31 protein-coding genes and 1 riboswitch are annotated in these 26,734 nt (G+C 59.7%); of the genes, 11 read left to right on the plus strand and 20 right to left on the minus strand.

Going from position 1 to position 26,734, the window contains the following annotated elements:
* Position 1: 1 nt before the first annotated feature.
* A complete protein-coding gene (locus C1Y42_RS10630) occupies positions 2 to 892 on the minus strand; it encodes a LysR family transcriptional regulator (protein ID WP_104093395.1) in 891 nt (296 codons plus the stop codon).
* A 131-nt stretch (positions 893 to 1,023) separates the two neighbouring features.
* On the opposite strand from C1Y42_RS10630, the gene C1Y42_RS10635 reads away from it, so the two are divergent.
* On the plus strand, positions 1,024 to 1,716 hold the full coding sequence (locus C1Y42_RS10635; protein ID WP_058770308.1) for an SDR family NAD(P)-dependent oxidoreductase: 693 nt from the start codon (positions 1,024 to 1,026) through the stop codon (positions 1,714 to 1,716).
* Between the two features lie 5 nt (positions 1,717 to 1,721).
* Here C1Y42_RS10635 and C1Y42_RS10640 read toward each other — a convergent pair whose 3' ends face one another.
* Complete coding sequence (locus C1Y42_RS10640; protein ID WP_104093396.1) at positions 1,722 to 2,651, minus strand: LysR family transcriptional regulator; 930 nt, start codon at positions 2,649 to 2,651, stop codon at positions 1,722 to 1,724.
* Positions 2,652 to 2,730: 79 nt separating this feature from the next.
* Here C1Y42_RS10640 and C1Y42_RS10645 point away from each other — a divergent pair, with 79 nt between their 5' ends.
* On the plus strand, positions 2,731 to 3,552 hold the full coding sequence (locus C1Y42_RS10645) for an MBL fold metallo-hydrolase (RefSeq protein ID WP_104093397.1): 822 nt from the start codon (positions 2,731 to 2,733) through the stop codon (positions 3,550 to 3,552).
* A 3-nt stretch (positions 3,553 to 3,555) separates the two neighbouring features.
* Positions 3,556 to 4,917, plus strand: coding sequence for an amidase (locus C1Y42_RS10650; protein ID WP_104093398.1), 1,362 nt, complete (start codon positions 3,556 to 3,558; stop codon positions 4,915 to 4,917).
* Here the strand turns inward: C1Y42_RS10650 and C1Y42_RS10655 are convergent.
* From C1Y42_RS10655 to C1Y42_RS10670, 4 genes are all read right to left on the minus strand, one after another.
* Entirely contained in the window at positions 4,892 to 5,299 is a 408-nt protein-coding gene (locus C1Y42_RS10655; protein WP_104093399.1) for a DUF2000 family protein, read from the minus strand. The two genes, C1Y42_RS10650 and C1Y42_RS10655, sit on opposite strands and share 26 nt — an antisense overlap.
* A gap of 35 nt (positions 5,300 to 5,334) precedes the next feature.
* The gene (locus C1Y42_RS10660) at positions 5,335 to 6,192 is read right to left on the minus strand and encodes an AraC family transcriptional regulator (RefSeq protein WP_058781077.1); all 858 of its coding nucleotides are present in this window, start codon (positions 6,190 to 6,192) and stop codon (positions 5,335 to 5,337) included.
* Between the two features lie 27 nt (positions 6,193 to 6,219).
* Positions 6,220 to 7,515, minus strand: a complete 1,296-nt coding sequence (locus tag C1Y42_RS10665) for an SLC13 family permease (protein WP_104093400.1) — start codon at positions 7,513 to 7,515, stop codon at positions 6,220 to 6,222.
* A gap of 92 nt (positions 7,516 to 7,607) precedes the next feature.
* Positions 7,608 to 8,507: a LysR substrate-binding domain-containing protein gene (locus C1Y42_RS10670; protein ID WP_104093401.1), complete on the minus strand. Its 900-nt coding sequence runs from the start codon at positions 8,505 to 8,507 to the stop codon at positions 7,608 to 7,610.
* Positions 8,508 to 8,604: 97 nt separating this feature from the next.
* On the opposite strand from C1Y42_RS10670, the gene C1Y42_RS10675 reads away from it, so the two are divergent.
* Complete coding sequence (locus C1Y42_RS10675; protein WP_059009255.1) at positions 8,605 to 9,375, plus strand: 2OG-Fe(II) oxygenase; 771 nt, start codon at positions 8,605 to 8,607, stop codon at positions 9,373 to 9,375.
* Here C1Y42_RS10675 and C1Y42_RS10680 read toward each other — a convergent pair.
* Together C1Y42_RS10680 and C1Y42_RS10685 are read right to left on the minus strand one after the other, a co-directional pair.
* A complete protein-coding gene (locus C1Y42_RS10680) occupies positions 9,360 to 10,442 on the minus strand; it encodes a DUF2817 domain-containing protein (RefSeq protein ID WP_104093402.1) in 1,083 nt (360 codons plus the stop codon). The two genes, C1Y42_RS10675 and C1Y42_RS10680, sit on opposite strands and share 16 nt — an antisense overlap.
* A 38-nt stretch (positions 10,443 to 10,480) precedes the next feature.
* A complete protein-coding gene (locus C1Y42_RS10685; RefSeq protein ID WP_021508935.1) occupies positions 10,481 to 11,251 on the minus strand; it encodes a transporter substrate-binding domain-containing protein in 771 nt (256 codons plus the stop codon).
* A 267-nt stretch (positions 11,252 to 11,518) separates the two neighbouring features.
* On the opposite strand from C1Y42_RS10685, the gene C1Y42_RS10690 reads away from it, so the two are divergent.
* A complete protein-coding gene (locus tag C1Y42_RS10690; RefSeq protein ID WP_104093403.1) occupies positions 11,519 to 12,193 on the plus strand; it encodes a heavy metal response regulator transcription factor in 675 nt (224 codons plus the stop codon).
* Positions 12,190 to 13,569: a heavy metal sensor histidine kinase gene (locus C1Y42_RS10695; RefSeq protein ID WP_104093404.1), complete on the plus strand. Its 1,380-nt coding sequence runs from the start codon at positions 12,190 to 12,192 to the stop codon at positions 13,567 to 13,569. Before C1Y42_RS10690 ends, C1Y42_RS10695 begins: the two co-directional genes overlap by 4 nt.
* A 37-nt stretch (positions 13,570 to 13,606) precedes the next feature.
* On the opposite strand, the gene nfsB is transcribed toward C1Y42_RS10695, so the two are convergent.
* Positions 13,607 to 14,260, minus strand: a complete 654-nt coding sequence (gene nfsB, locus C1Y42_RS10700) for an oxygen-insensitive NAD(P)H nitroreductase (RefSeq protein WP_058776074.1) — start codon at positions 14,258 to 14,260, stop codon at positions 13,607 to 13,609.
* 104 nt (positions 14,261 to 14,364) lie between these two features.
* A complete protein-coding gene (locus C1Y42_RS10705) occupies positions 14,365 to 15,366 on the minus strand; it encodes a zinc-binding alcohol dehydrogenase family protein (protein ID WP_104093405.1) in 1,002 nt (333 codons plus the stop codon).
* Between the two features lie 136 nt (positions 15,367 to 15,502).
* Here C1Y42_RS10705 and C1Y42_RS10710 point away from each other — a divergent pair, with 136 nt between their 5' ends.
* The 3 genes from C1Y42_RS10710 to C1Y42_RS10720 all read left to right on the plus strand — a co-directional run bounded on the left by C1Y42_RS10710 (position 15,503) and on the right by C1Y42_RS10720 (position 17,568).
* Positions 15,503 to 16,420 (plus strand): LysR family transcriptional regulator, encoded by a 918-nt coding sequence (locus C1Y42_RS10710; protein ID WP_058759023.1) that lies wholly within the window; start codon positions 15,503 to 15,505, stop codon positions 16,418 to 16,420.
* A gap of 493 nt (positions 16,421 to 16,913) precedes the next feature.
* A complete protein-coding gene (locus C1Y42_RS10715; RefSeq protein ID WP_058770321.1) occupies positions 16,914 to 17,285 on the plus strand; it encodes a type II toxin-antitoxin system RelE/ParE family toxin in 372 nt (123 codons plus the stop codon).
* Positions 17,269 to 17,568 (plus strand): helix-turn-helix domain-containing protein, encoded by a 300-nt coding sequence (locus C1Y42_RS10720; protein ID WP_021508926.1) that lies wholly within the window; start codon positions 17,269 to 17,271, stop codon positions 17,566 to 17,568. Before C1Y42_RS10715 ends, C1Y42_RS10720 begins: the two co-directional genes overlap by 17 nt.
* 77 nt (positions 17,569 to 17,645) lie before the next feature.
* On the opposite strand, the gene C1Y42_RS10725 is transcribed toward C1Y42_RS10720, so the two are convergent.
* The 8 genes from C1Y42_RS10725 to C1Y42_RS10760 all read right to left on the minus strand — a co-directional run bounded on the left by C1Y42_RS10725 (position 17,646) and on the right by C1Y42_RS10760 (position 23,535).
* Positions 17,646 to 18,113 (minus strand): hypothetical protein, encoded by a 468-nt coding sequence (locus C1Y42_RS10725; protein ID WP_058759022.1) that lies wholly within the window; start codon positions 18,111 to 18,113, stop codon positions 17,646 to 17,648.
* A 185-nt stretch (positions 18,114 to 18,298) separates the two neighbouring features.
* Positions 18,299 to 19,228 (minus strand): ABC transporter substrate-binding protein, encoded by a 930-nt coding sequence (locus tag C1Y42_RS10730; protein WP_104093406.1) that lies wholly within the window; start codon positions 19,226 to 19,228, stop codon positions 18,299 to 18,301.
* A 9-nt stretch (positions 19,229 to 19,237) separates the two neighbouring features.
* On the minus strand, positions 19,238 to 19,972 hold the full coding sequence (locus C1Y42_RS10735) for an ABC transporter permease (RefSeq protein WP_058776076.1): 735 nt from the start codon (positions 19,970 to 19,972) through the stop codon (positions 19,238 to 19,240).
* Positions 19,956 to 20,672, minus strand: a complete 717-nt coding sequence (locus C1Y42_RS10740; protein ID WP_104093407.1) for an ABC transporter ATP-binding protein — start codon at positions 20,670 to 20,672, stop codon at positions 19,956 to 19,958. The genes C1Y42_RS10735 and C1Y42_RS10740 overlap by 17 nt, the downstream gene beginning before the upstream one ends.
* Positions 20,669 to 21,637, minus strand: coding sequence for a HesA/MoeB/ThiF family protein (locus C1Y42_RS10745; RefSeq protein WP_104093408.1), 969 nt, complete (start codon positions 21,635 to 21,637; stop codon positions 20,669 to 20,671). Before C1Y42_RS10745 ends, C1Y42_RS10740 begins: the two co-directional genes overlap by 4 nt.
* A gap of 10 nt (positions 21,638 to 21,647) precedes the next feature.
* Positions 21,648 to 22,406 (minus strand): thiazole synthase, encoded by a 759-nt coding sequence (locus tag C1Y42_RS10750; RefSeq protein ID WP_010615680.1) that lies wholly within the window; start codon positions 22,404 to 22,406, stop codon positions 21,648 to 21,650.
* A gap of 3 nt (positions 22,407 to 22,409) precedes the next feature.
* Positions 22,410 to 22,607 carry a sulfur carrier protein ThiS gene (gene thiS, locus C1Y42_RS10755; RefSeq protein WP_010615679.1) on the minus strand — a complete coding sequence of 66 codons (198 nt, stop codon included), beginning with the start codon at positions 22,605 to 22,607 and terminating at the stop codon, positions 22,410 to 22,412.
* Positions 22,591 to 23,535: an FAD-dependent oxidoreductase gene (locus C1Y42_RS10760; RefSeq protein ID WP_104093409.1), complete on the minus strand. Its 945-nt coding sequence runs from the start codon at positions 23,533 to 23,535 to the stop codon at positions 22,591 to 22,593. The genes thiS and C1Y42_RS10760 overlap by 17 nt, the downstream gene beginning before the upstream one ends.
* Positions 23,536 to 23,661: 126 nt before the next feature.
* A riboswitch (TPP riboswitch) is annotated at positions 23,662 to 23,781 on the minus strand.
* A gap of 165 nt (positions 23,782 to 23,946) precedes the next feature.
* Here C1Y42_RS10760 and C1Y42_RS10765 point away from each other — a divergent pair.
* Entirely contained in the window at positions 23,947 to 24,384 is a 438-nt protein-coding gene (locus C1Y42_RS10765) for a 6,7-dimethyl-8-ribityllumazine synthase (protein ID WP_104093410.1), read from the plus strand.
* Between the two features lie 155 nt (positions 24,385 to 24,539).
* On the opposite strand, the gene C1Y42_RS10770 is transcribed toward C1Y42_RS10765, so the two are convergent.
* On the minus strand, positions 24,540 to 24,749 hold the full coding sequence (locus C1Y42_RS10770; RefSeq protein ID WP_031279978.1) for a glycine zipper 2TM domain-containing protein: 210 nt from the start codon (positions 24,747 to 24,749) through the stop codon (positions 24,540 to 24,542).
* A gap of 253 nt (positions 24,750 to 25,002) precedes the next feature.
* Positions 25,003 to 25,728, minus strand: a complete 726-nt coding sequence (locus C1Y42_RS10775) for a pirin family protein (protein ID WP_104093411.1) — start codon at positions 25,726 to 25,728, stop codon at positions 25,003 to 25,005.
* 123 nt (positions 25,729 to 25,851) lie between these two features.
* Between C1Y42_RS10775 and C1Y42_RS10780 the strand changes: the two genes are divergently transcribed.
* A complete protein-coding gene (locus C1Y42_RS10780) occupies positions 25,852 to 26,733 on the plus strand; it encodes a LysR family transcriptional regulator (RefSeq protein ID WP_104093412.1) in 882 nt (293 codons plus the stop codon).
* Position 26,734 lies beyond the last annotated feature (1 nt).

Genomic DNA, 26,734 nt, shown 5'->3' on the forward strand with positions numbered 1-26,734 from the left:
TCTAAGCGCGGCACACCTGCCGCACCGTGTCACGCAACCAGCGGTGTGCGGCATCCTGCTCCAGCCGCGGATGCCATAGCTGTGACACCGTCACCTCTGGCGTGGCAAACGGTAATTCAAACATCGCAAACGCCGGATTATCTTTGATTAGCGGATGGTGCAGACACAGCGTATGCGGCACCAGCGCCAGCCAGTCGCTGTGCAGCGTGAGCGCGACGGCAGTGGAAAAAGCGGGTACCACGGCGGCCACCTGGCGGGTAAAACCGGCGGCGAGCAGCGCCTCATGCACCGGCCCGCCCAGCTCACCACGCCTTGATGCCACGATGTGACCATATGCGGCCAGCTGCGCCAACGTCACGTCCGCGAGTAACGGATGCCCGGCGCGCACCACGCCGACGAAGCGATCGCGAAACAGCGCCTGCAGCCGAATCTCCGGTCCCATATTGCCCAGAACACCAATCTCCAGATCGACGTCGCCGCTGCGCAGCGGTCGATCATTTTTCTCTGCTTTAGGCATGAAGCGCAGCTGCACGCCGGGCGCCTGTGCGCGGACTGCGGCGATCAGCGCGCTGCCAAACGCTTCGACAAAACCTTCGTTGGTACGCAGCGTGAAGTGGCGCTGCAGCTCAGCGGCGGCAAAGCGTTGCGCGGGTGGACTCAGCAGCGCCTGCGTGTCCTGCACCTGGCTGCGCAGCGCTTCGGCGTGTGGCGTCAGCACCATCGCGCGCCCGGCGCGCACCAGTAGCGCATCGCCGGTGGCAGCACGCAGTCGCCCCAGCGTGCGGCTCATCGCTGACTCGCTCAGCCCCAGGCGACGCGCAGCGCCCACTACGCTGCCTTCACTGAGCAGCGCGTCCAGCGCAGGGAGTAAATTCAAATCGACGGTATTCATCGCATCATCCTTATTGATTGAGCGCCATCTGGCAAGGCGTTTGCTGCAGGTTATCTATGCAGATGCTGCGCGTTCCGCCTGTTGTTATGCAAGGGTAGACTTTTCACTCACCCCAAAACCAGGAGAGGGTCATGAACAAAGCTTCCCGTGCTTTATTAATTGGTGCTTCGCGCGGCCTCGGCTTCGCGCTGGCGGAGAATATGCTGCAGCGCGGCTATCAGGTGGTGGCGACCGGCCGCCAGCACTCCCTTCACGCGCTGCAACAGCTGGCGCAGCGCTACCCGCAGCAGCTAACGGTGGAGAGCGTGGACATCACCGTGCCAGCAGAGGTCAACGCCCTGCATCTGCGGCTAAGCGGCCAGCAGTTCGATCTGCTGCTGGTCAACGCGGGCGTGAAAAATGACGACCGCGAAACCCTTGCCGATGTGTCGACGGAAGAGTTTATTCGCGTAATGGTCACCAACGCGCTGAGCCCGCTGCGCGTGCTGGAAACCTTCAGAAACAACGTCAGCGCGCATGGCACGCTGGCGGTGATGTCCTCCGGCCAGGGCAGTCTCACCAACAACACCCATGGCAACTACGAGGTGTATCGCGGCAGTAAAGCGGCGCTGAATATGTTTATGCGCAGCTTCGCCGCGCGTCACGACGATGCGCGCACGCTACTGCTGCTGGCCCCAGGCTGGGTGCGCACCGACATGGGCGGCGCCGGGGCGCGACTGAGCATTGAGGAGAGCATCCCGAATCTGCTCAACACGGTGGAAAGCCAGACCGGACGCGGCGGCCTGCACTATCTCGATTACCTCGGCCGCGTAGTGCCGTGGTAAACGTTTCACGCCAGCTTGCGTTCGATCAGCTGACGCAGCGTGGCGCGCAGCCAGCGGTGCGCCGGGTCTTCCGCCCGGGCGTTATGCCACAGCAGCGAAAGCGCATAATCCGGCATGCCGATCGGCACCGCCGCCGTACTCAGCGCATAGCGCTGTTGCCATGCCTGCACCAGTCCCTGCGGAACGGTCGCGAACAGCGGCAGACGCTGCAACATTAGCGGTAACACCGAGAAGTGCGGCGTGACATAACGCACGCGGCGCGTCAGCCCCTCGCGGGCTAACGCGGCGTCCAGCGCACTTTCACTCACGCCGCGATAGGAGACCAGCGCATGCTGATACTGCACGAACTGCGCCAGCGTCAGCGGTGGCGCAAGGTCAATTTGTCCGCGATGCCATACCGTGCGGAAGCCGGCGCGCGCAATGTGCTCCCGCGTAAGATCGCGGCTGGTTTCCTCTCCGACGGTCACCACCACGTCAGCCTGCTGCGACTCCATCAGCGGAATGGCCTGCCACGGATCGGCAGCCACCACCCGGATATCAATATTCGGAGCCGAGTCGGCCAGCTGCAGCAGTAAATCGGGCATCAGCCAGTGCTCGAGCCAGTCGCTCATGCCGAGCGTAAAACTGCGGCTATCGTGCGCGGCATCAAAGCGATCGGCAGTGTAAATAACGCGATGGACGCTCTGCAGTAGCGGTGCGATCTGCCGCACCAGCTGCTCTGCGCGCGGCGTGGGCATCATGCCTTGCGAGGAACGCACGAACAGCGCATCGTCAAACATTGCCCGCAGTCTTTTTAATGCCGCGCTGACCGCCGGCTGCCCCAGATAAAGCCGGTTTGCCGCCTGAGTTACGCTGCGCACGTCATACATGACCAGCAGCACAATCAATAAGTTAAGGTCGATTTTGCTGAAATCATTTTCATTGATGCTTTTCATGATTTTAATCGATTTAAATAATGAAACAGCCCTCAGTATAGTGACCTGCAGTAACAGGCACCACGCTTTAGGAGGCAATATGACCCTGCACATAGGTGAATGCAGCATTGATAAAGTGATCGAGCAGACCAGCTCACTCCCCTTCGCTGCGCTGTTTCCGGCACACCGCGAGACGATGAGCGACACGCTGGCACAGCAGCTGGCAGAGCTATCCATCCATAGCTGGGTGGTGCGCACCGCTCGCGACACCATCGTGATTGATACCGCAACGGGCAATGGCCGTAACCGCGATAACAAGCCGCTGTTTCACCAGCTGCAAACCGCGTGGCCGCAACGTCTGGCCGAAGCGGGCGTCGACCCTGATAAAGTGACGCTGGTGCTGATGACGCATATCCACACCGATCACGTCGGCTGGAATACCTGCTGGCGCCCTGGCCGCTGGCAGCCGATGTTTCGTCATGCGCGTTACATCTGTTCAGCGCGTGAACTGGCACAGTGCCGCAGCACGCCGTCGATGCAGGCTCTGTATCACGATAGCCTTGCGCCGCTGCTGGCGAGCGGCCAGCTGGAAACTATTGATGTGCAGCACTCCCCGCTGTTTGCCGGTGTGCTGCGCTATATGCCGACGCAGGGCCACAGCGTCGACCACGCTTCAATTGTGCTGCAAAGCGCCGGTGCCCACGCGGTATTTAGCGGTGATGTGATGCATCATCCAGTTCAGTTTGCACATCCGCAATGGAACTCAGTTTTTTGTGAGGATTTACCACGCGCCGTAACGTCACGTCAGTTACTGATAGACTGGTGCATCAGCCATCAGGCACTCTGGTGCAGCTCACACTTTGCCGGCAGTTCGTGCGGCCGGGTTTCGCCAGAGCGGCAATGGATTCCTGTGGAGGCCTGAACCATGCAATACGCTGATTACCTCACCGCATCGCTGGGAGATATGCAACAGGCGCTGGCCCAGCGCCGGGTGAGCGCACGCCAGCTCACCATGTTTGCGCTGCAGCGCATTGCTGACGTGGATCAGCCGCGCTACAACGCCATCAACTGGCTGTTTGCCGATGACGCGCTGGCTGCGGCCGCTGCCAGCGATGCCGCACGGCAGCAGAATGCGCCGGTTGGCCCACTGGCCGGTATTCCGCTGCTGATTAAAGACAACATTGAAGTCAAAGGCTGGCCGACCAGTGCCGGTTCGGCGCTGCTGCGCGATGTGATTGCCAGCGAGGATGCACCGCTGGTTACTGCTCTGCGTCAGGCCGGCGCAATCCTCATCGGCAAAACCACCATGCATGAACTGGCGGCAGGCATCACCGGCGCCTCGTCGCTGAGCGGCTTTACCCATAATGCCTGGCAGCATGGCCGTTCTCCAGGAGGTTCAAGCAGCGGTTCAGCCGTGGCGGTGGCCGCAGGCTTCGTGCCGCTGGCGATAGGCAGTGATACCGCCGGTTCGGTGCGCATTCCGGCCGCGTTTAATGGCCTGTTCGGCTTACGTATGACGCGCGGTGCACTGAGCAGCGCTGGCATCGTGCCGCTGTCGCCTACCCAGGATATCCCCGGACCGCTGGTGCGCTACGCGGCTGATTTGCGGCTGATCAGTGAAATACTCACGGGCCAGCGTTTTTCCCGTCCCGACCGGGCGTTGCGCATCGGTATCTGGCAGGAAGGATTTGCCGCAGAGGAAACGGAGATCAACCAGGCGGTGCAGGATGCTGTGGCACCGTTTCAGCCGCGCATGCTGAGCTGGCCGCAGCTGGAGACGCTGGCGACGGAAGCCAATATTATTGCCTATGAATTTGCCGACGCGCTGGCCGCCTGGCTGGCGGATAAACCGCAGGCACCGCTGCGCACGCTGGCGGCGATTGCCGCGTCAGGGCGCTATCATCCCCAGTTGGAGGCCACTTTTAAAACCCGGGCGCAGCATCCCGGCATGAAGAGTGACGGCTATCGCGAGGTGCAGCTGCGCCAGCAGAGGCTGTATCAGCAGCTGGCACAGTTTTTTCAGCAGCAGCAGATCGACCTGCTCGCTTATCCGGTAGTCCGCCATCCGCCAGTGAAGCATGGCGAGTTGCAGCCTGGCAGCAACGCGCTGATCTCAGCCGTCACCGGCGCACCGGCAATCAGCATTCCGGTCGGCCTGAGTACGGAAGGGTTACCCATCGGCCTGGAGCTTCTGGCGCTGCGCGACCGGGAAGATGTGCTGTTAATGGCGGCAGAACAGATTGAACAGGCGCACCCGCCGTTCAACCATGCAGCGCCAGCCCTTTGATGGCTTTATCCACCGCCTTTTTCGGGCCGCGCAGCGCGATGCCCACCAGGTTGAGATTATCGGCGTCTTCGGCCAGAAACACCGCGCGGTTGGCGGCATCGTGGCCGGTGGAAAACATCGCTTCGACGTAAGGAATCAGCGTTAATTCGCGCTCCACGCCCTGGCGATGCGCCCGTTGCAGGCCAGCTAAATCGGCGGCAAACACCAGCATCGGCTGGCCGGCTATGTTGCCGTACTGACGGCCGAGCGCGTCGACGTAGGGTTCACCCATCATCTCCGGCGCGGCTGCCGCAATGCCGGTCGCCAGAAAAGCCACCACATTCAGGCGCTGCCAGGTGGCTAAATCATCGCGTACGATCAGGGCAATTTTGGTATCAAACATCTGTCAGAACTCTCCGGTGAGGATTAAAAATCCCATCATCGGATAGCCGGCAGAGAGCGGTATAGAACGTTTGTGCACTGGCGCTGATACGCAGCGGGTGTCAGACGATAAGCGCGCTGGAACCAGCGGCCAAGGTGGCTTTGGTCGGCAAAGCCCACCTGCGCTGCGACCTGCACTGGCTCAACGCCCTGTGCCAGCAGCGCACGCGCGCTACGCAGCCGCAGCCGTACCAGATAAGCGTGCGGCGACTGGCCAAACGTCTGCTTAAACTGGCGCGTCAGGCGGAAACGATCGATGCCGGACAGGCGCGACAGATCATCCAGCCCGATATCCTGCGCCATAAAATCGTGCAGATAGTCACGCAGCAGATGCATCTGCCGCTGAGCGTCACTGAGCTGCACGCCGGGTTTATTTTCCAGATGCCGGGAAAGCAGTGTGAGCAGATGATCCAGGCTCTGATCGCGCGCCAGTCGCCCTTCCCGCTGATGCACCGCAAACCATGCCTGCTGAATCGCACTGGCCAGCTGCGCATCATCGGTGAGCGTGGAGCGAAACGCCCCCTGAATATTCGCCACATCGCCCAGCCCGCGGCGCTGCATCATCTCCGCCACCCAGGGTTGTGGCAGATAAAGCATCACATAGGTAAAACCGGCGGCATCGGGCGCGTGACCATCGTGTACCGCGCCCGGCTCAATCAGAATAGCGCGGCCCGGCGTGCTGGTGTGCAGCGCGCGGTGACAGTTAAAGCGCTGCAGCCCCTGCTGCGTCACGCCGACCAGCAATTCGTCGTGGTCATGCGGATCGTAAGCGTGGCCGCAGAAGTGCGCGTTAACACTTTCGATGCCCGTCTCCTCATCGCGACGGAAATCAACCCAATCGTTAGTAGCTGACATAGCGAATTCGTGACCTCTGACGGCGTATCAGGCATAGCCTAGCAGCCGGAACCACAGATAATCCAGCGGTAACAGCAGCAGCGCGCTCAGCACGAACACCAGCAGACACAGCTGCAGACCGGCTCTGGCAGGCACATTCCCCAGCCCCATTGCCACCACGATGGGCGACGCCTGATATGGCAGCAGCGGTGTGGCGTAGGCAAAAACCTGCAACATCACCACGCTCAGTAGCGGAAAGCCCGAAGCGGCAGCCAGCTCCTGCGCCATCGGCGTGACCATCGCCGGCACGCCGTTGGCGGTGAGCACAAAATTCAGCAGCGTCACCAGCGCATTGAGCACGGCAAAATTACTGAATGACGGCGAGTCATGCAGCGGCAGCAGGTGAAGCAGTGCATTGGCGATGAGCCGCCCCAGGCCAGAGTCCACCACCACCGTGGCGACGCCGAGAATGCCGGCGATATAGATGCAGGTGCGGAAATTGACGCCGCTGGCAAAATCGTCGCCCGAAAGAAAGCCCACACGCGGTAACAAACACAGACACGCCGCGGCCAGCCCGACCCACGCAGCGGATAAGCCGTGCAGGCTGTCGGTCATCCACAACAGTAACGTGACGGCCAGTAGGGCAATCAGCCGCCATTCGCGCCCGCTTAGCGCCGGCAATGCTTCCCGCGTTGCCACCGGCTGCGGCTGAGCGCGGAACAGCAGCGTAATGCAGGCAACCAGCAGAATACCTTTGCCCAGCCCCACCACCGGCATGTGCAGCAGCCACCACGGCAGCCATTGCAAATGCAGCTGATACGCATTTTCCGCCGCGCCGCTCAGCACCAGGTTTGGCACGTTGGCGGGCAGAATACTGGCAGAGAGTTGAAAGGTGCCGAAGCCCACCGCCAGCGCCAGCCCAATGCTGCCGCGACTGCCCGGCCGGATACCGGCCCGCTCGCCCAGCGCCAGCATCACCGGCATCAGCAGCGCGATGCGTCCCATGTTCGACGGCATCACCAGCGCCAGCAGATAACTCAGCAGCACCGTGCCCGCCACCATCCGCGGCCAGCTCTGGCTGAACGGCACCACCAGCCAGTTGGCCCAGCGCTGGGCAAGGCCCACTTTGCGGATCGCCGCGCCCAGCACAAAACCGCTCAGCACCAGCCAGAACGCTGAGGAGGCAAAACCGCTGAACACGCTGCTGGCTGGCGCTATCGACAGCAGCATCGCCGCCGCAAAAAACAGCAGCGCGGTAAGGTATTCCGGCAACCGCGCCAGCGCCCACAGCAAAATTGTGATGCTGACCACCAGCGTGGTCAGCCAGAATGAGGACTCGATCATCGTGCCTGAACTCCCTTTCTTCGCAACTGCGCACAAAGCGCATCAGCATAGGGCAATCCCTGTCGCAGAACGCTGCGGCAGTTAACAGTTTGTTAACTCGCCAGCTGCGTCAGCCACTGAATCAGCGCCTCGCTGCCGGGCTGACTGCGGGAGCGCTGTGGCCAGGCGAGGAAATAGGGTTTGCTCAGCGGCAGGCTGAGCGGATCCACCACCTGTAGCGCGCCGCGCGCCAGTTCGCCGGCAATCAGGCGACGCTGCCCCAGCAGCACACCGGCCCCGGCTACCGCCGCGTCGATGGCCAGGGAGGTGAGATTAAAACTGAATGCCGGCTGGGCCGCCGGCTCCATGCTGCCTTTGGCCTGAAACCAGCTGCGCCAGTCGGGCAGAAAGCGTCCTTCATTGCCCCAGTCCAGATGGATCAACGGCGCCTGGCTGAGCAACGATTCGCCCGGGTAACGCTGTATCAGCGCCGGACTGGCGACCGGCAGCACCTCGTCACAGAACAGCCGTTGCTTGTCGAGTTGCGGGTAGCGATCCTCACCAAAGCAGATGACAAAATCTGCCGGTGTGGCGCTGAAATCCACCGGCGCATGAGTGCCGTGCAGGCTGAGTTCGCAGTCCGGGCAGTGAGCCCGCCAGGCGGTGATATTCGGCAGCAGCCATTTCGACGCCAGCGCCGGCAGTGAATAGAGCGTCAGCTTCGGCATGCTGGCCGCATGGCGCAAATTTTGCTGCCCCAGATGCAGAATATCGAACGCCTCACTGACGTAGCGCAGATACTCTTTACCGGTTTCCGTCAGCATTACCCCGCTCTGGGTGCGCACAAACAGCGCGCTGCCCAGCTGCGCTTCCAGCTGACGAATCTGCTGGCTGACGGCAGCCGGCGTCAGCGCCAGCTGTGCGGCGGCTTTCGCAAGGCTACCAAGTTCCGCCGCCACTTTGAACGACTGAATCACGCTGATTTTCGGCAAACGCGACGCGGGTGCAGGCATTAAGGTTTCCTTAGCAAGGCGTTAAATATTTATCGTTAGGCATCAACATATCAGGCCGTTACAGTCTCTACACCTGCCAACTCAGAGAACCACCGCGATGTCTGCTTTGATTCGATTTGATTTGCACCCACTGGCCGACGCCGACTGGCGTCGGCACTGTCGCCAGCAGCTGGAGCAACACGGCGCGCTGGTGCTGCGTCAGTTTTTGCAACCGGCTGCGCTGCAGGCGATCGTGGCTGACGGGCTGGCCCAGCGCCATCTGGCTTACCACACCGTCAGCAAGCACAACGTCTATCTGCTGAAGCCGGACGAGGCGTACCGTGCCGATCATCCGCGCAATCGTGACGTGATCAGCACCAAAGGCTGCATTACCGACGATGTGATTGCGGCGGAATCGCCGCTGCGTCAGCTGTACAATGACGAACTGTTTAAACGCTTTCTGTGTGATGTGCTGGACGAGGAGGCGCTGTATCCGTACGCCGACCCGCTATCGTCGATTAATCTGCATTACGCACCTGATGGCCAGGAGCTGGGCTGGCACTTTGATAACTCCTCTTTCGCCATCACGCTGCTGGTGCAGAAACCGCACGCTGGCGGTGTGTTTCAGTACGTGAAAGATCTGCGCGATGCGGACGCCGGCGAGATGAACTACGACGGCGTCGCCGCCGTGCTCGATCAGCGCCAGCCGGTTGAGGCGCTGGAGATCGATGCCGGCGATCTGGTGCTGTTTCGCGGCCGCAATTCGCTGCACCGCGTGACACCCACCGAAGGTGATGTTACGCGCATGCTGGCGGTGCTGGCCTACAACACCCAGCCCGGTATCGCACTGTCCGAAACCGCGCGCATGACCTTTTACGGCCGGTTGTAAGCCACCAGCCCGCGCCAGCCGCGCAGGAAAATTTGTTGGGTACGAAACGCAGTTAAGGCGCGCCAGTCCTCATCGGCGGGCCAGAACCCCTCCACCAGCTGCTGCTTCAGCGCGCGTCCGGCGTGGCTTGCCGGATCGCCCTGCAGATGCAGCCAGTGATCGTCGCGCACCCGGCGGTGCATCTCTTCGCCCGGATAAGTGCCACACTCCACCACCAATGGCAGCAGCTGCGTGTCAGGCAGCGAGGTCAGCAGAAACTGCGAGACATAGCCGGTGGCGGTCGCCGTGACGCCAGTGTCGCTGTCGCGCCCGCTGCCGGTGAACAGCAGCGTCAGCCACTCATCGTATAAGCTTTTGCCCCAGTGATGCGCCGGATAGCGCTGCTCCGCAATCGCCAGCAGCATCGGATGGCCCCACGCGCCGGCACCGGTGTGCAGGTCGAAACTCAGGATGACCTGCGCCTGACGCAGGTGCTGTTCGACGATGGCGTGCAGCGTGCGGTGCGACCAGGCCGGCTGCTGCCCGCCATAAAACAGGCCATCTGCTGCCTGATATTGGCCCGCTTCCACCACCCGTTTTAGCGCCGGCCAGCCTGACTGCTGCAGTGTCTCCGCCAGCAGCCGATCGGCATGTGCGCGGTCGCCCTGATACAGATCGTGCCATAGCGCATAGTGCGGATTAGCGGGTGCGGGCTGGCTGAAATCGATGAAATTCCGGTTGAGATCGATATTGTCTTCATTGACGCGCCGCAGATGCGCAGCGCCCCATGGATTCAGCAGATGGACCAGCACAAGGGCGCAGTCGGGCGGTAACGCGGCGACATCGAAGCTATCAAGCCAGGCGATCTGGCTGTCTGAACCGTAATAGCCCTCCACACCGTGTGTGCCGGAGAGAATCAGCATGCGTTTGGGAGCCGCAGGATCGCCGATCACCGCAACGTCGGTGTACAGCGCGGCCCCGTCGGGCGCGGTCAGCGGATGGCGATAGGCAGTCAGCGCGCCGTGCTGGCGCGTGACGGCGGCCAGGAATCGCGCCCGCTGATGGGTATAATCAGGGAGTAAAGACATGATTTTCCTGTGCGTAATGAAGGCAAATCGCCCTGCGATTAGGGATAAACCTTAACTTTAAAGTACTTCTGCGCCAGCCGGTCGTAAGTGCCGTTGCTGTGCAGCGCAGCCAGCGCATTGTTGATTAAAGTAAGATTGGCCGTATCGCCTTTACGCAGCCCGATACCTACGCCGTTCCCCAATAATGCTTTATCCACCAGCGTGGCTTTATTGACATAACCCTTGCCTTCCGGCGTGTTGAGAAAGCCCTGCTCGGCCGAAACCGCATTCGCCAGGCTGGCATCGAGTCGACCCGCTACCAGATCCGGATAGATCTCCATCTGATTCGGATACGAGACCACGTTGACGCCCTGCGGTGCCCACTTCGTTTTGGCGTAGGTTTCCTGGATGGTGCCCTGCGCGACGCCGATATTCTTCCCGCGCAGCGTGCTGATATCCGCCGTCAGCGTGCTGTTGGCAGGCGTCAGCAGCGCGCTGGGCGTGATGTATAGCATATCGCTGAACGCCACCTGCTCGCGGCGCTTCTCCGTCATCGACATCGCCGACAGAATGGCGTCAAATTTCTTCGCCTGCAGCGCCGGAATGCTGCCGTCAAAGCCAATCTGCACCCACTGACATTTCACTTTGGCCTGCGCACAGATGGCATTGCCCAGATCAATATCAAAACCCTGCAGCGAGCCATCGCTGGCTTTGGATTCGAACGGTGGAAAAGTGGGATCGACGCCAAAACGCAGCGTCTGCTGCGCCGCAGCCAGTTGGCTGAGGGCGCTGAGTGACAACAGTAAGGCAAAAGACCAACGCTTTTTCATGATGCTCTCCGGCAGGCTATCTCACAGGTTTTAACCTTGTAATAACACGATGCCGCTGACGCCACCATCAAAAGCGCGCAAAAATGCAGAGCAAATTCTTATATATGTTAATGAGTTAGCGAAATTTGTCGCGCCATTAAGTTTTACTTAACGCTCTGTCATGATTTTGTCATCAGGGGCTCATGCCGCTGTCAGCCTCGGTTTTCTATGCTAACCCGCGTTATACTGCCCGCCATCAGCAAGCGGCCGCCACTGCCGGGAGATCGCATGAAAATATTGGTGATAGAAGATGAAGCCGGGGCGCGTGATTACATGCGCAAAGGATTGACCGAGGCCGGTTTTATCGTCGACGTGGCGGAAAACGGTCAGGATGGCCTGTTTTATGCGCAGGAGCACCATTACGATCTGATTCTGCTGGATGTGATGATGCCCGGCATCAATGGCTGGGAGGTGATGGCGCAGCTGGATAAGCAATTACAAACGCCGGTGATTTTCCTGACTGCCAAAGGCACGGTGGAAGATCGCATCAAAGGGCTGGAACTGGGTGCCGATGACTATCTGGTCAAGCCCTTCTCCTTCGCCGAACTGCTGGCGCGCGTGCGCACTCAATTGCGTCGCGGTAGCCAGCAGAAGCTACCCGACATCCTGACGCTGGCCGATCTGCAGCTGGATATTGCCCGTCGCCGGGTCGAGCGCGCCGGACAGCGCATCGACCTGACCAACAAAGAGTTCAATCTGCTGCATCTGTTTCTGCTGCATCCCGGCGAGGTACTGACACGCACGGTGATTGCGTCGCGCGTCTGGGATATGAATTTTGACAGCGACACCAACGTGGTGGATGTGGCGGTAAAACGGCTGCGGCAGAAAATTGACGGCCCTTTTAACCGACCATTAATTCATACCGTGCACGGTGTCGGTTATCGCTGCGAAGCTGAAACATGAAACTCCGCTCGCTCGCCGTCCGCCTTTCGCTACTGCTCAGTGCTACGGTGGTGGTCATTTTTACACTCAGCGGCATGGCGCTGTATCACGCACTGGCGAAGCAGATCGGCGTGCGCGATGACGCAGCCCTGCTGACGCGCATCGATCAAATGCGCACACTGCTGCGCGATGAAGATGCGCTGACGCTGATTCAGCAGAAGCCGCGGCTGTTCGCCAACATGCTGGGTAATACCGAATCGTTGCTGGTGCTGCGCTTTCCCGGCCAGCCGCCGCTGATCGTGATCAATCCTGGCGGGCGTCCGGTGCCAGCCATTACGCCGGTCGCCGCCGATCAGCCGTTAACCCTGCAATCGGTCCACCATCAGCAGGCGGCGGACGGCACGCCGTTTATTGCCGCCGCCGCGTTAACGCCAACGCGCGATGGCAGTGGCCAGATCGAAATCATTACCGGTCGCCTGATGAGCGACCGCACGCAGACCCTCACCGGCTATCGCCACCAGATTATCCTGTGCACCGCGCTGGCGACGCTGCTGGTCGCCGCGATCAGTGTGCTGCTGGTGCGCCGCGGCCTGACGCCGCTGCGCCGGCTGGCAGCGGAAGCCGGGGTGATCGACGTGCGGCGACTGTCGCATCGCATTGAACTGACCAGCGCGCCAGGCGAGCTGCAACCGCTGCTGGCAGCGCTCAACCAGATGCTGAGCCGGCTGGAGCAAGGTTATCAGCAACTTAGCCAGGTCTCAGCGGACATGGCACACGATCTGCGCACGCCGATTGGCACGTTGCTTGGTCAGACGGAAGTGGCGCTGAACCAGCCGCGCAGCGTCAGCGACTATCAAACGCTGCTGGGTTCCCAGTATGCCGAGCTGGAGCGGCTGGCGAAGATGATTGATAACATGCTGTTTCTCGCCAAAGCCGAAGATGTCAGCCAGGCGCTGGACAGGCAACGCATCGATCTGGCCCCGCTGGGTGAGCGGTTACACGACTATTTTGAGGGCATGGCGGAAGAACAGCAGATGCAGCTGGCCATCGCGCTGCACGGCGAGTTGCACGCCGATCCGCAGTTGTTGCAGCGCGCGCTGGCAAATCTGATCGCCAACGCGCTGCATTACGGCACGCGCGACGGCACCATTCACGTCGCCAGCATTACGCAGCCAGACGCCGTGCTTTTGGTGGTGGAGAATCCGGGGCCGACGCTGAGTCAGGATCAGCAGGCACGCCTGTTTGACCGCTTCTGGCGCGCCGATGCGTCGCGTCAGCAGGGCGGCAGTGGGCTGGGTTTGTCGATCGTGCGCGGGATCATGCAACTGCATCAGGGCAGTTGCACGGTGAGCAGCGAACACGGCATTACCCGTTTTTGCCTGCGGTTCCCACGTTAAGCGCGCTGGTGCGCAGACACGCACCTGGTTAGCCCCTTTAGATAAAGGTAAAGGTTTCGTCCTGCGGCAGACGTGATTTCGGCAGCGTGGCGTTGAAATCTTCCTCACTGCGATAGCCAAGCGAAACCAGAACCACGCTGGTAAAGCCCTGTTCGCGCAGGCCCAGCGCCTGGTCGAGCGCGCGCGCATCGAAACCTTCCATCGGCGTGGCATCAATGCCGAGCATCGCGGCGCCCAGTAACAGTCCGCCCAGCGCCAGATAGACCTGTTTCTCCATCCACTGCGGCACGTCGCGCAGCTCATAACGGTGCATATCCACATAGCTGCGGCGGCTCTTATCCTGACCGGCTTTGGCTTCAGGTTTGGCAAAACGCCCGTCCTTCTCTTCCTGCGCCAGCACATTTTGCAGGTGCGCTTCATCCAGATCGGTGCGCATGCACAGCGCAATCACGTGTGAGGCGTTTAGCACTTTAGGGTTGTTGTAAATGAACGCGCCGCTGGTGGATTGCGCCATCTTTTCCCGCCCTTCCGCAGTCGACGCGACAACAAAGTGCCACGGCTGCGAGTTAACCGATGACGGGCTGTTGCGCAGCAGGTTAAGCAGCGTGTCGATCTCCTGCTGCGGCAGCGTTTTGCCCGCAGAGAAAGCTTTTACGGTGTGACGGCGGGCAACCGCATCATTAAGGGTCATGAGAGTCTCCTGATTGAAGATTGCGCCAGAGCGCAGATAAATAGCAAAGTCGCTACCATAACCGTCCGGGCTGACGGACGGTTAACCTTACGTGTTTTAATGACTTAAAAGCCGCTGAGGACGATCTTGCCGCGTGCGCGACCGCTCTCAATCAACGCATGCGCTTTACGCAGGTTGGCCGCGCTGATGCTGCCGTGATGCTCGCCAGCGGTGGTCTGCAGGGTTTGATCGTCAATCAGCTGACTCACCTGCTGCAGAATCTGATGCTGGCGCTGCATATCGGCGGTATGGAACAGCGAGCGGGTAAACATCAGTTCCCAGTGCAGCGAGATGGCTTTGCGCTTCAGCGGCACCGCATCCAGTGTTTCCGGATCGTCAATCAGCGCCAGTTTGCCCTGCGGAGCCAGCACATCGATCAACTGCAGATAGTAGCTGTCGGTATGGGTCAGTGAGGCCACGTAGCGCACCTCTTTATGGCCAATCGCTGCCAGCTGCTCACCCAGCGGACGCTGATGATCGATAACATGATGGGCACCCAGCGAGCGCACCCAGTCGGCGGTTTCCGGGCGAGAGGCGGTACCAATGACCGTCAGTCGGGTCAGTTTGCGCGCCAGCTGCGTCAGCATCGAACCCACGCCGCCGCCCGCGCCGATGATCAGCAATGTGCCTTCGTCGGCAGCATCAATTTCCAGGCGGTCGAACAGCAGTTCCCACGCGGTGAGCGACGTCAGCGGCAGCGCGGCGGCATCGGCGTCGCTCAGCGTGCGCGGCTTGAGTCCGGCGATGCGTTCATCCACCAGTCCGTACTCGGCATAGCTGCCAGCGCGCGTGATGTCGCCGGCGTAGTAAACTTCATCGCCGGGCTGAAACAGCGTGACATCGCTGCCCACCGCCTCGACCACGCCCACCGCATCCCAGCCGAGAATGCGCGGCGTGTCTGTCGGGGCGCCCGCGCGCACTTTGGTATCAACCGGGTTAACCGCAATCGCACTGATTTTTACCAGCAGATCGCGTGCGCCTGGCTGCGGTTTCGCCACGTCCAGTTCATACAACGCATTTTCATCTGAAATCGGTAAACCGTTTTGGCTATAAACAATCGCTTTCATGCAACAGGCTCCAGGTGAGTGAATATTTTCAGGGTGTTGACAGCAGCATAGCCAGACATCGCGCCGGGAAAAATGCCTGTTGCAGGACAACACTTTCACTCGTAGAGTGAAAATCCCGATAATGGCGAGAACGTCGATGATTCGTTTAGAAGATGTCACCCTGTTTGTGCGCTCTGCCGCGCTGGGCAGCTTTTCCCGCGCAGCGCGCGAAGCCAACCTGCTGCCCGGTCAGGTCAGCGCCGCCATTCAGCGGCTGGAGCGCGATCTCGATCGCCGCCTGTTTGCGCGATCGACGCGCAGCCTGCGTTTAACGGCGGAAGGCGAAAAGTATCTGCCGTTCGCGCAGGAGATGCTGGCGCTAATGCACGCCGGTGCAGAAAGCCTGCAAAGCCACGACGATGCCCTGAGCGGCGAGCTGAAAATCGCTCTGCCGTCTGACATCGGCCGTCATATTATTCTGCCGCTGCTGACAGAGTTTTGCCGGGCGCATCCGGCGCTCGGGCTGCGTCTCTCGTTTTCCGATCAGGTGAGTGACGTGTTCCGCGATCCGGTGGATATCGCCATTCGCTACGGTAAGCTGGAGGACAGCAGCTATGTCGCGCTACCGCTGGCGGAAGAAAACCGCCGTGTGATGGTCGCCGCACCCGATTATCTCGATCGACATGGCCGTCCGGAAAAACTCGAGGATCTGGCACAGCATCACTGTCTGCCGTTTGTCATGGGCGGCCACGTGTATGATAAATGGACCTTTCCGCAGGAAGGGATGCGGCGACAGATTACGGTGAAAAGCCGGCTGCTGTGCGACGACGCTGAAGTGGCGCGCCGCTGGGCGATTGCCGGAATGGGGATTGCTTATAAATCCTGGCTTGATGTCTGCGATGATATCAGACACGGCCGGCTGGAACGGGTGCTGCCGCAGCTGCCAGGTGAAAGCACGCCGCTGCATTTAATCTGCCCGCATCGCAAACAATTCTCGCCGGCGATTCGCGCTTTACATCAATTACTGCGTGAACATTTACGCACTCTGACGGCGCAAATCTTACCGGCGATTTAATCTCACCGCTGCGCCTCGACGCCATTAGCCATGCAATCCGGGCCAGCCATCAGGCGAATCCCTCTGCGATTTATCTTTAAAATTAAGGACGCGCGGCCGCAAGCAAATGAAATGCTGTGCCTTCTGAACCCGCGCATGAAACGCAGCCGTCCGGCACCTCTGATAACCGTGGCACAGCATAGTAATCTTATTCTTAACAGGTAATATTTAACGTTACTTCACTGTATTCACGTTAATTATTCAGGACTGATGATGTCTCAACCCAAAGCGATGTCCGTTAATGCCCTCACCCACATTATCCTGTTCTTCCTGGTCATCAACGCGATTGATGTCGTGTATGCGTTGATGCACTGATGGCTTATTGCGCTTTACCGCTGTTTTTGCGAGCCAGATTCGAAAGATGAGATAAATTCCCTGTCACGGATTTTTTAATCCGCGAGCCTTGATAGACTGCAGACAATAAAATAGACTACAGACTATCAAGGATGGCATCGTGTGGCAGGTTGAAGCAACAGATCGGTTTTGGAAATGGTTGCAGGCTCAGGATGAAGCGTTGCGTCTCGACGTGCTTGCCGCCCTGAAGCTTCTGGCGCAGGACGGTCCGCATCTTGGCCGCCCTTTCGTTGATACCCTGATGTTATCGCGGGTGCCCAATATGAAAGAGCTTCGCGTGCAAAGTAAAGGTCGTCCCATCCGCAGCTTTTTTGTTTTCGATCCGCGCCGCCATGCGATTGTGCTGTGTGCCGGCAACAAACAGGGTAAAAATCAAAAGCGTTTCTATCAGCAGATGCTTCGCATTGCCGAAACCGAATACCATCATCATCTGAACGCAATCGGGGAAACACATAATGAAAACCTTGGATGAGATGCTGGCGGCGCTGACGCCCGAACAGCAACATCAGGTCGATGAACGCGTCAGCCAGATGCGTCTTGAATACCAGCTTTACCAATTACGTGAGCAGATGCAGCGGACTCAGCGTCAGCAAGCGCAGGCCATGCACATTGCCCAGTCATCTGTGGCGGCAATGGAAGCGCGTGGCGCAGAGTTAAAGATTTCCACGCTGAAGCGCTACATTGAGGCGCTGGGTGGAGAGCTGACGCTGGGTGTAAAGATGCCGGGTGGCCAGCATGTCGACTTAATTATCTGACCGTTCAGGCAGAGCGCATTACGCCCTGCCCCAGTCTGAGGTCAACGGTGCCGACATCTGGCCCACACCACAGTCAATCAGGAGTTGTTTGGCGTGGCAGCGCTTTCGCTGAACTGCGGTTTTTGCCGCGTAACGGAATAGACCACGTTTTTCGGGCCATTGGTGTCTGTGGTGACATCGACCGCAGGAATTGTCACTTTGCCAAAACCAAACAGTGTTTGCACGTAGCCGCCGATCTGGTGTTTACCGGCCGGGACGCGGAGCTCTTTACTCTCGCCCTTTTGCAGCAGTCCGGCTTCCTGCCCATCCACCGTCACGTACACGGATGAGCCATCGTCGGTGCGCGTCACCAGATGGGAGACATTGATGACGGTCGGTCCGCTGGCAAACGGCGAAGCGCTGTCGTTGTTTTCGACCGGAGCGGAAGCGGTAGCCGGGGCTTCTGCGGCGGCAGCATCAGCGCTGCTGTCGCTGGCAGCATGACGCGCGCAGCCGGTGAGCAGGAGTGTGGCCGTTAACGTGGCCAGTGTGAAACGCGAAAACATCGTGACGAAAAACCTTCTGCTAAATGAGAAGTATTTATTTTAGCGTTACCCGCGCAGTGATAACAGTCACAGAAATCCAGTATTTTCCGAAAACCGGGGATGCGGGTCTCCGTTTGTCCCCCGGCCGCACGCAATGTCAACGCGCGCCGTTCTCCCGGCCTGGGAAAACGGCGCAAGCGGACGGATTACAGTGAATAGCGCGCCAGCGGCGCCACGGTGGTGATCAGCCCGTTGGCTTTCATATATTCACCAAATGCCTGATAACGCGCCTGATTGAATTCCGCACTGTGCGTTGCAAAATAAGGCAGCGTCGCATGCCAGGCCTGATGATTGAGCGGCGTATCCAGTTCAGGGTAACGCTTAATGAACGCCTGCCACGCCTGTTGCGGATGAGCGCGCAGCCAGGCGATGCCCGCATCCAGCCCACGCAGAAATGCCGGGATGCGAGGATCGTTTGCCGCTGTGTTGCTGTTGGCCAGAATGATCAACTCATCGTAGGCCGGCACGCCGTAATCTTCCGGTTTAAACGACACCGGCTTTGCGCCTTTGTCCTGCAAATCCAGCAGCTCGTAGTTACGGAAGATGGTCAGCGCGCCGTCAATTTTATGCGTCAGCAGCGCGGAGACGGCGTCCATATTCAGATTTACCAGCTTCACGCTGTTAACGTCGACGCCCTGCGATTTCAGCATGTTGCGGATAGCCACATCTTCCGCGCCGGGAATCGCATAGCCAATCGATTTACCGGCGAAGTCTTTAATACTGTGGATATCGCCCGATACGGCTGTCAGGGTGTTCAGCGGCTGGTTAATAAGCGTGCCAACCCGGATTACCGGCACCTGCTTGTCCACCAGCGTATAGAGCTGTGGCTGATAGCTAATCGCCAGATCCGCCTTGCCTGCCGCCAGCAACAGCGGTACCGACGCGGAATCCGCCGGTGCGATCATCTCGACATCCAGCCCCTGCTGTTTAAACGCCCCGCTGTACTGAGCGGCAAAGATCGCCGCGTGGTTTGGGTTAATGAACCAGTCGAGCAGCAGCCGCACCTTTTCGGCTGCCTGCGCGTTGATGGTGGCCAGCAGCAGTAACGAAGCGATGGCACGAAGAAGTCTGTTCACTCAAGTTCCTTAGTATGATTGCCAGAGAAATTTTTTACGCACCAGCGCCACGGCCGCTGAGAGCAGCAGCGCCAGGCTCATTAACAGCAGCAGTGCGGCAAAACTGGTGGCCGTTTCCAGCCGCGCGTTGGATTGCATCATCAGGTAGCCCAACCCTTCGCTGGCACCGACCCACTCGCCGATCACCACCCCAATGGGTGCCAGCACCACCGCCATTTGCAGGCCGGCGAAAAACTGCGGCAGCGCAGCCGGCCAGCGCACGCGCCAGAAAATTCGCCAGCGCGAGGGATACAGCGTTTGCGCCAGCTCCAGCCAGCCGGCAGGCGTACGGCATAAACCGTCGAACAGCGACAGGCACAGCGGGAAAAACAAAATCAGCGCCGCCACCACGACTTTTGACGCGATGCCAAAACCCAGCCACAGCACCAGCAGCGGGGCCAGCGCAAATACCGGGATGGTCTGGCTGGCCGTCACCAGCGGAAACAGCACCCGACGCAGTAGCGGGCTGGAAGCCATCAGCACCGCCAGCACCACGCCACCGCCGACGCCCAGCAGCAGCGCCAGCACAATTTCCGCCAGCGTAAACATTGCGTGATGCGCGAGCAGCTGCCGCTTTTGCCACAGAGCCTCCAGCACCGCCTGCGGTGCCGGCAGCAGAAATGCCGGTACGCCGTTATGCCGCGCCAGCAGCCACACGCCCAGCACCACCGCGATCAGGTAGATACCACTACTCAGCTTTTTCATAGGAATTTAGTCGGGAAAAGAGTTCGGCCTGCGCCTGCAGCAGTCCGGCATCATCGAGCGCGCGCGGCACCGTACCTGCCGGCACAGCCCAGTGCGTCACCTGCAGCGGCTGGCCATGCAACAGCAGGATGTCATCGGCCATGCGGCAGGCTTCCAGCGGATCGTGCGTCACCAGCAGCACCGTTTTGCCGCGCAGCAGCGTCGCGGTCAGCGTTTGCAGCTGGTGTTTAGTCATCACATCCAGCGTGGCGAACGGCTCATCCATCAGCACCAGCTCGCGCTGCGCATACAGCGTGCGCGCCAGCGCGACCCGCTGCCGCATACCACCCGAGAGCTGTGAGGGCGCGGCTTGCGCCTCGTCTTCCAGTCCCACCTGCGCCAGCAAATGGTGCGCCCGCACGCGGTCCGGCTTCGCACCGCTTAGACGCGCCGTCAACATCACGTTCTCCAGCACCGTCAGCCACGGATAGAGCAGATCCTGCTGCCCCATCCATGCCACGTGCTGCGCAATACCGCTCAGGCTGCCCTGCTGCGGCTGCACTAAGCCGGCCACCAGACGCAGCAGCGTGCTTTTACCAATGCCGCTGCAGCCCAGCAGCACCGTGGTTTTGCCGCCGCGCAGTTGCAAATTGAGCCGATCGCATAGCTGTTTTTCGCCCCAGGCAAAGCTCACCTGGTCAAAGCGGATGTCCTGCGTCATGGCCGGCGCGCCGCCAGAATCGCCAGCTGATTAAAGCCGCGCTGCGCCAGCGCGCTGGCCGCCTGCGCCGCCCGGATGCCGCTGGCGCAGACCAGTACGATGCGGCGATCCGCCGGTGGCTGCCAGGCGTCCAGTTCGTGCGGCAATACGCGCTCAACCCGATCGGCCACGCTGGCAGGCGCCTCTTCGCAGCTGCGCAGCTCCACAATGCAGTCTCCGGGTTGTAACAGGTGAGCATCAATAAACGGCACGCCGGGCTGGGCCGGTTCCTGTGACGCATCAAAGCGGAACGAACGAAAGTGCCAGCTGACGAAGTCACAGTTGACCATGCAGCCGAGCGGTGAGGGTTGCAGCCCGAGCAGTACGCTGAGCGCCATCTGCGCCTGCATCGCCCCCAGCGCCGCCACGGCCGGGCCCATCACGCCAGCGGTGTTACAGTTAGCCGCGGAAGCAGGCAGCTGCGGAAACAGCGCACGATAGCTCGGCGCGCCGCCGCAAAAACCGCCAGCATAGCCCTGACGACCCAGCACCGAGGCGCTGATCAGCGGTATGCCTGCCTGGAAACAGGCATCAGACAGTTGGTAAGTCACCGCGAAGTTATCGGCGGCATCAATCACCAGATCGCACCCCGTCAGCGCCTGCGCGATATTGCTGGCGCTCAGCGCCTCGGGCACCGCTTCGATTTGCACCTCAGGATTGCGCTGCTGCAAAGCCTGCTGCGCCGCCACAGCTTTGCTGCGACCCACATCCTGCAGGGTGAACAGCGTCTGGCGATGCAGGTTATGCAGCGCGACCTGATCATCATCGTACAGGCACAGCTGACCGACGCCCGCGCCCGTCAGCTGAGGCAGCAGCGTGGCGGCCAGCCCACCGGCACCGGCTACCAGCACGCGGGCGCGAGCCAGTTTCTGCTGCCCGACGACGCCAATTTCCGGCAGCATCATCTGGCGTTGGTAGCGTTCCATTGCGCGCTCCTTAGTTCAGGTTAGCGAGGCCGAAGATCGGCGTTGAGGCCACGGCCATATCACGCTTCTCCATCAGCCCGGCATCGCGCGCGCCCTGCCCGGCGGCGATCGCCTGGCTGAACGCGCGCGCCATCGCCACCGGATCGCCCGCTTTCGCCACGGCGGTATTGAGCAGGATGGCATCGAAGCCCATCTCCATCGCCTGCGCTGCCTGTGACGGCGCGCCGATGCCGGCATCAATGATCAGTGGAATATCGCTGAACCAGGCTCGCATCGCCCGCAGCCCGTCAATATTTCGCAATCCCTGGCCGGAGCCGATGGGCGCGCCCCACGGCATCAGCAGTTCACAGCCGGCGGCCAGCAGTTTTTCACCGACTATCAGATCCTCCGTGGTGTAGGGAAACACCTGGAAGCCGTCGGCGCACAGAATGCGTGCCGCTTCGACCAGCGCGAACGGATCGGGCTGCAGCGTGTCGGCATGACCAATCACTTCCAGCTTGATCCACGGCGTGTTAAACAGCTCGCGCGCCATGTGCGCGGTGGTGACGGCCTCTTTGACCGTGTGGCAGCCAGCGGTATTGGGCAGCACGCGCACATTCAGGCCGGTCAGCAACTCGCGAAACGCCGCGCCCGCCGTGCCTTCGCGGCGCAGGCTGACAGTGATAATTTCGCTGCCGGAGGCAGCGATCGCCTGCTGCAAAATCGCCGGTGAAGGGTAGCCTGCGGTGCCGAGCAGCAAGCGTGACTGCGGCGTGAAATCGTAAAACATCGCTCAGCCTCCCTGCATCGGTGACAGGACTTCCAGCTGCCAGCCTTCCTGCAACTGCAGGCTGGCATACTGACTTTTCGGCACAAAATCGCCATTGCAGGCGGTGGCAACACAGGCCGCATCGATTTGCTGTTCGATCAGCAATTCGCTGAGGCTGGTGGCCTCAGTGCTGATGGTGCGGCCGTTAAGCTGAATATTCATGGCTAACCTCCCCGGACAGGCGCTGCATCAGCTGTTCTGCCATCATTGGTGCCAGCAGAAAACCGTGACGATACATGCCGTTAAGATAAAAAATACCGTTGTGATAGTGGATTTCCGGCAGATTAGCCGGCCATGCCGGACGCAGACCGCTGCCGCTTTCGATGACGCGCGCTTCCGCCAGCGCCGGATGCAGGGCGTAGGCCGCGCTGAGCAGTTCCATCATGGCGCGCGCGCTGATAGCGCTGGCATCGTCGCTTTCGATCATGGTGGCGCCGAGCATGAAGTGGCCGTCGCGACGCGGCACCAGATAACAGGGAAAACGCGGATGGAGCAGACGAATCGGACGGGAAAATGACACCTCATGACTCTGCAGGATCAGCATTTCCCCGCGCACCGCGCGCAGGCCGGAGAGTTGCGCTCTGGCGTGGATACCGCGACAGTCAATGATCCGGCCCGATGGCTGGCGCGCATCAAAGCGGACGCCGCGCTGCAGCAGTTTGTCACGCAGTTCAGCCAGCGCGCGGCGCGGATCGAGATGTGCTTCGCGCGGGAAAAACAGTCCGCGCGCAAACCGGTTTTCCAGCGCCGGTTCGAGCGACGCCGGATCAACCCATTGATGCGCCGTCGTCATGCGCGCGAAGCGGTTTAACTCCGGGTTATCACGCGGCGGTGCCAGCACTAACGTGCCCTGATGCACCACGCTGCTGACGCGCGTTTGCCACCATGCCGCAGCATGCTGGCCGAGGGTAATCACCTCCGCTGGCGCGCTTTCTGCTTCACACCACGGCGCCAGCATGCCACCGGCAAACCACGAGGCAGGCTGACGTGCTTCATCGTCAATGACCTCGACGGTTTCGCCGCGCTCAGCCAGCAGCGTGGCGACACAAAGCCCGGACACGCCGCTACCGAGCACGCTCCAGCGGCTCATGAACAACGTTCCGGTAAATAATCTGGGGAATTCACATCGGCCTCTCAGTGATAACTGAGACCCGCAGATACAGGTGAAGGGAATCGACGCCAGCGATCGGGCTCGCCTTTGCGCCAGACGGCTTTGCACATGAGCCGTCAGTCTTCCTACGCCAGTATCAACTGGGTCAGGTTCAAAGGGTCGCTAAGCCGCGCAGTGCGCTATTAGCCTCTCAGTCTCTCAGGCGAGACTCCCCCGACGCGTCTATTTGTATTGCAGGCGCTGGCTGGCGTCAAGCAGCACGTTAACTGCGCTGCCCGCGTTGTGGATCAAAATTGCAACATATGGTATACCAGACGGATAGCGGGCAGATGATAAAAAAGACTTTTTTATTATTCACTTATAAATTTTTCAGCTAATCATGGAAGCATTATGAATAAGTTTCGTGTGGCTTTTATTAAAGCAGGATGGCATCAGGCGATCGTGAACAACGCGCTGGTGGGATTTGAGCAGGAACTGACCGAACAAGGCGTCGAAAATACATTAAAAAGCTATGACGTACCCGGCGCGTTTGAAATGCCGCTGCTGGCTAAACGCCTGGCCGAAACCGGCAAATTTGATGCGATTGTCTGCGCCGCGCTGGTGGTCGACGGTGGCATCTATCGCCATGACTTTGTCGCGCAGGCCGTCGTCGATGGCCTGATGAATGTACAGCTCGCTACCAATGTTCCGGTGTTTTCGGTATCACTCACTCCGCACAATTTTCAGCCGGTCGATGCGATTGAAGCGTTTTATACCGAACATTTTATTAAAAAAGGCAAAGAAGCCGCACGCGCCGCTCTGATGATTCATCAGCTACAGATCGATTAATATTTTTTAAGCGGTAGCGGTAATAATTGATGGCCGGATTAAATAAAGAAATTTCTGGCCGATGAATATTTCAACGCGGGGCTATTGACGGCGGGTTATGAAGTGAAATGATTTCGCCAGCATTCCCGCTGGCGAAATCCTGAGTACCGGTAAAATTAACGGCTGACTTCGTGACCAATCAGGCCGCCGATAGCCGCGCCGCCGAGGGTACCGAAGGTGCTGCCACCGGTCAGAACAGCGCCGCCCACCGCACCCACACCGGCGCCAATGGCGGTGTTGCGGCCACGATGAGACATGCCACAAGCCGTTACAGAAAAGGCTAGAACCAATACCACTGCGATATTAAAGCTGCGTTTTAAAACCATCAAAATCCTCATTACCATTAATTCTAATGGAATGTAATAGTGTTAACTTTGTTTGTTGTTTAGCCGCCAAATACCTGGCGTAGCGTGCTTATCCTGGAGGCAAATTTAAGGGGCTTTGCATTTTTGTGGAAGGTAAAAATTCCTATTTTATGCCGGACCTGTCAGGTGCTGGTTATTATTCGTACCTTAAGCCAAATAAAAAGGCATGGCGTGAAGGTTCACGCCATGCCTCGCTGACTTACCGCGCAATGAATTAACGCTGCGGATGATTAACTTCTACTGGTCGTAAATCAAACACCAGCACTTCAGCATTGTTACCGTTAGCGAACTGCAGCGCCGTCTCATTGCGTACGCGCGCGCCGTCGCCGGCTTTAAAACTCACGCCATTCACTTCAATGCTGCCGCGCGCCACATGAATATAAGCATAGCGATCGTTAGCCAGTTCCAGCGTCTGCTGCTCAGCACCGTCAAACAGTCCCGCGTAAATACGCATATCCTGACGTACGCGCAGCGAGCCGTGGTCGCCTTGTGGCGAAACAATCAGGCGCAGCTGACCGCGTTTGTCGGCTTCTGCCACTGACACCTGCTGGTAACCTGGCTCGGTACCGCGTTCTGCCGGCACAATCCAGATCTGCAGGAAGTGCACATTATCCTGTTTCGAGTGGTTAAACTCGCTGTGCGTCACGCCGCTGCCGGCGCTCATCAGCTGCACGTCACCGGGCACGATAACCGAACCGGTACCCATGGAATCTTTATGCTCCAGCGCGCCTTCCAGCACGTAGGAAATAATCTCCATGTTGTTGTGCGGATGCGCACCGAAACCGCGACCCGGTGCTACCTGATCATCGTTAATCACCAGCAGATCGGAGAAACCGGTCTGTTGTGGGTCCCAGTAGCTGGCAAACGAAAAAGTATGGCGTGAATGCAGCCAGCCGTGATCGCCTAAGCCACGTTGTTCGGACAGTCGTTGTTCAATCATGGTCTGCTCCTTAAATTTTTAGCTGGAGGGCGAAAGCCCTTCCCGTTGCTGACCAGTATACGTAAACTGATTTGCCCAACAATGCGCCTGGATGACAATGACTGTCACAGATAAGTGGACAATATGCAGATTGAAGATCTCCGGATTTACGTCGCCGTAATCAAAGCGGGCAACTTTACCGCTGCGGCTGAACAGCTGATGCTCTCCAAGCAGTACGTCAGCCGGCGCATCGCCGCGCTGGAAGAGTCGCTCGGTACGCGTTTGCTGAATCGCAACACGCGCAAACTGTCCGTTACCGACAACGGCCAGCTGTTTGCCCAGCATGCGCAGCGCATTCTGGATGATGTGCAGGAAGCCGAACTGGCGGTGTCCGGTCGTCGTCAGGTGCTGCGCGGCAGTTTCCGTCTCAGCGTGCCGATGTCGTTCGGCATCAGCCATCTTTCCCCTTATATCGCCGAGTTCCTGAGTCAGCATCCCGGTATCCAGTTCCAGGTGGAACTGGCCGATCGGCATGTGGATATGGTGGGTGAAGGTTTTGATATGGCGATCCGCATTGGCACGCTGCCGGACTCCAGCCTGATCGCCAAACGGCTGGGGGAATTCCGCCGCGTGATCTGCGCCAGCCCGGCCTACCTGCAGGGCGCCGGCGCACCGCGTGAGCCGGAGGATCTGCTGCAGCATCTCTGTCTGCGCTATGGACGTGAAAGCCAGACCGGCTGGGAGCTGTTTCAGGGCGACACGCGTAAAGTGCTGGCGGTCCAGGGACCGATGGTCAGCAATAACGGAGAAATGCTGCGTGATGCGGCCGTCGCCGGGTTGGGGCTGATCCTGCTGCCGGAGTTTATCGTGGCTCCGGCGCTGGCGCGTGGTGAGCTGGTAACGGTGCTGGATGACTGGCATCCGGCCTCGCTGCACCTGAATGCGCTTTATCCGCAGCATCGCCAGCGCAGCGAGATCAATCGGGTATTTATGACGTTCCTGCAGGCCAAGCTGGCAGGCAAATGAA

This window comes from Pantoea sp. ICBG 985 (genome assembly GCF_002928365.1).
Lineage (GTDB): Bacteria > Pseudomonadota > Gammaproteobacteria > Enterobacterales > Enterobacteriaceae > Pantoea > Pantoea dispersa.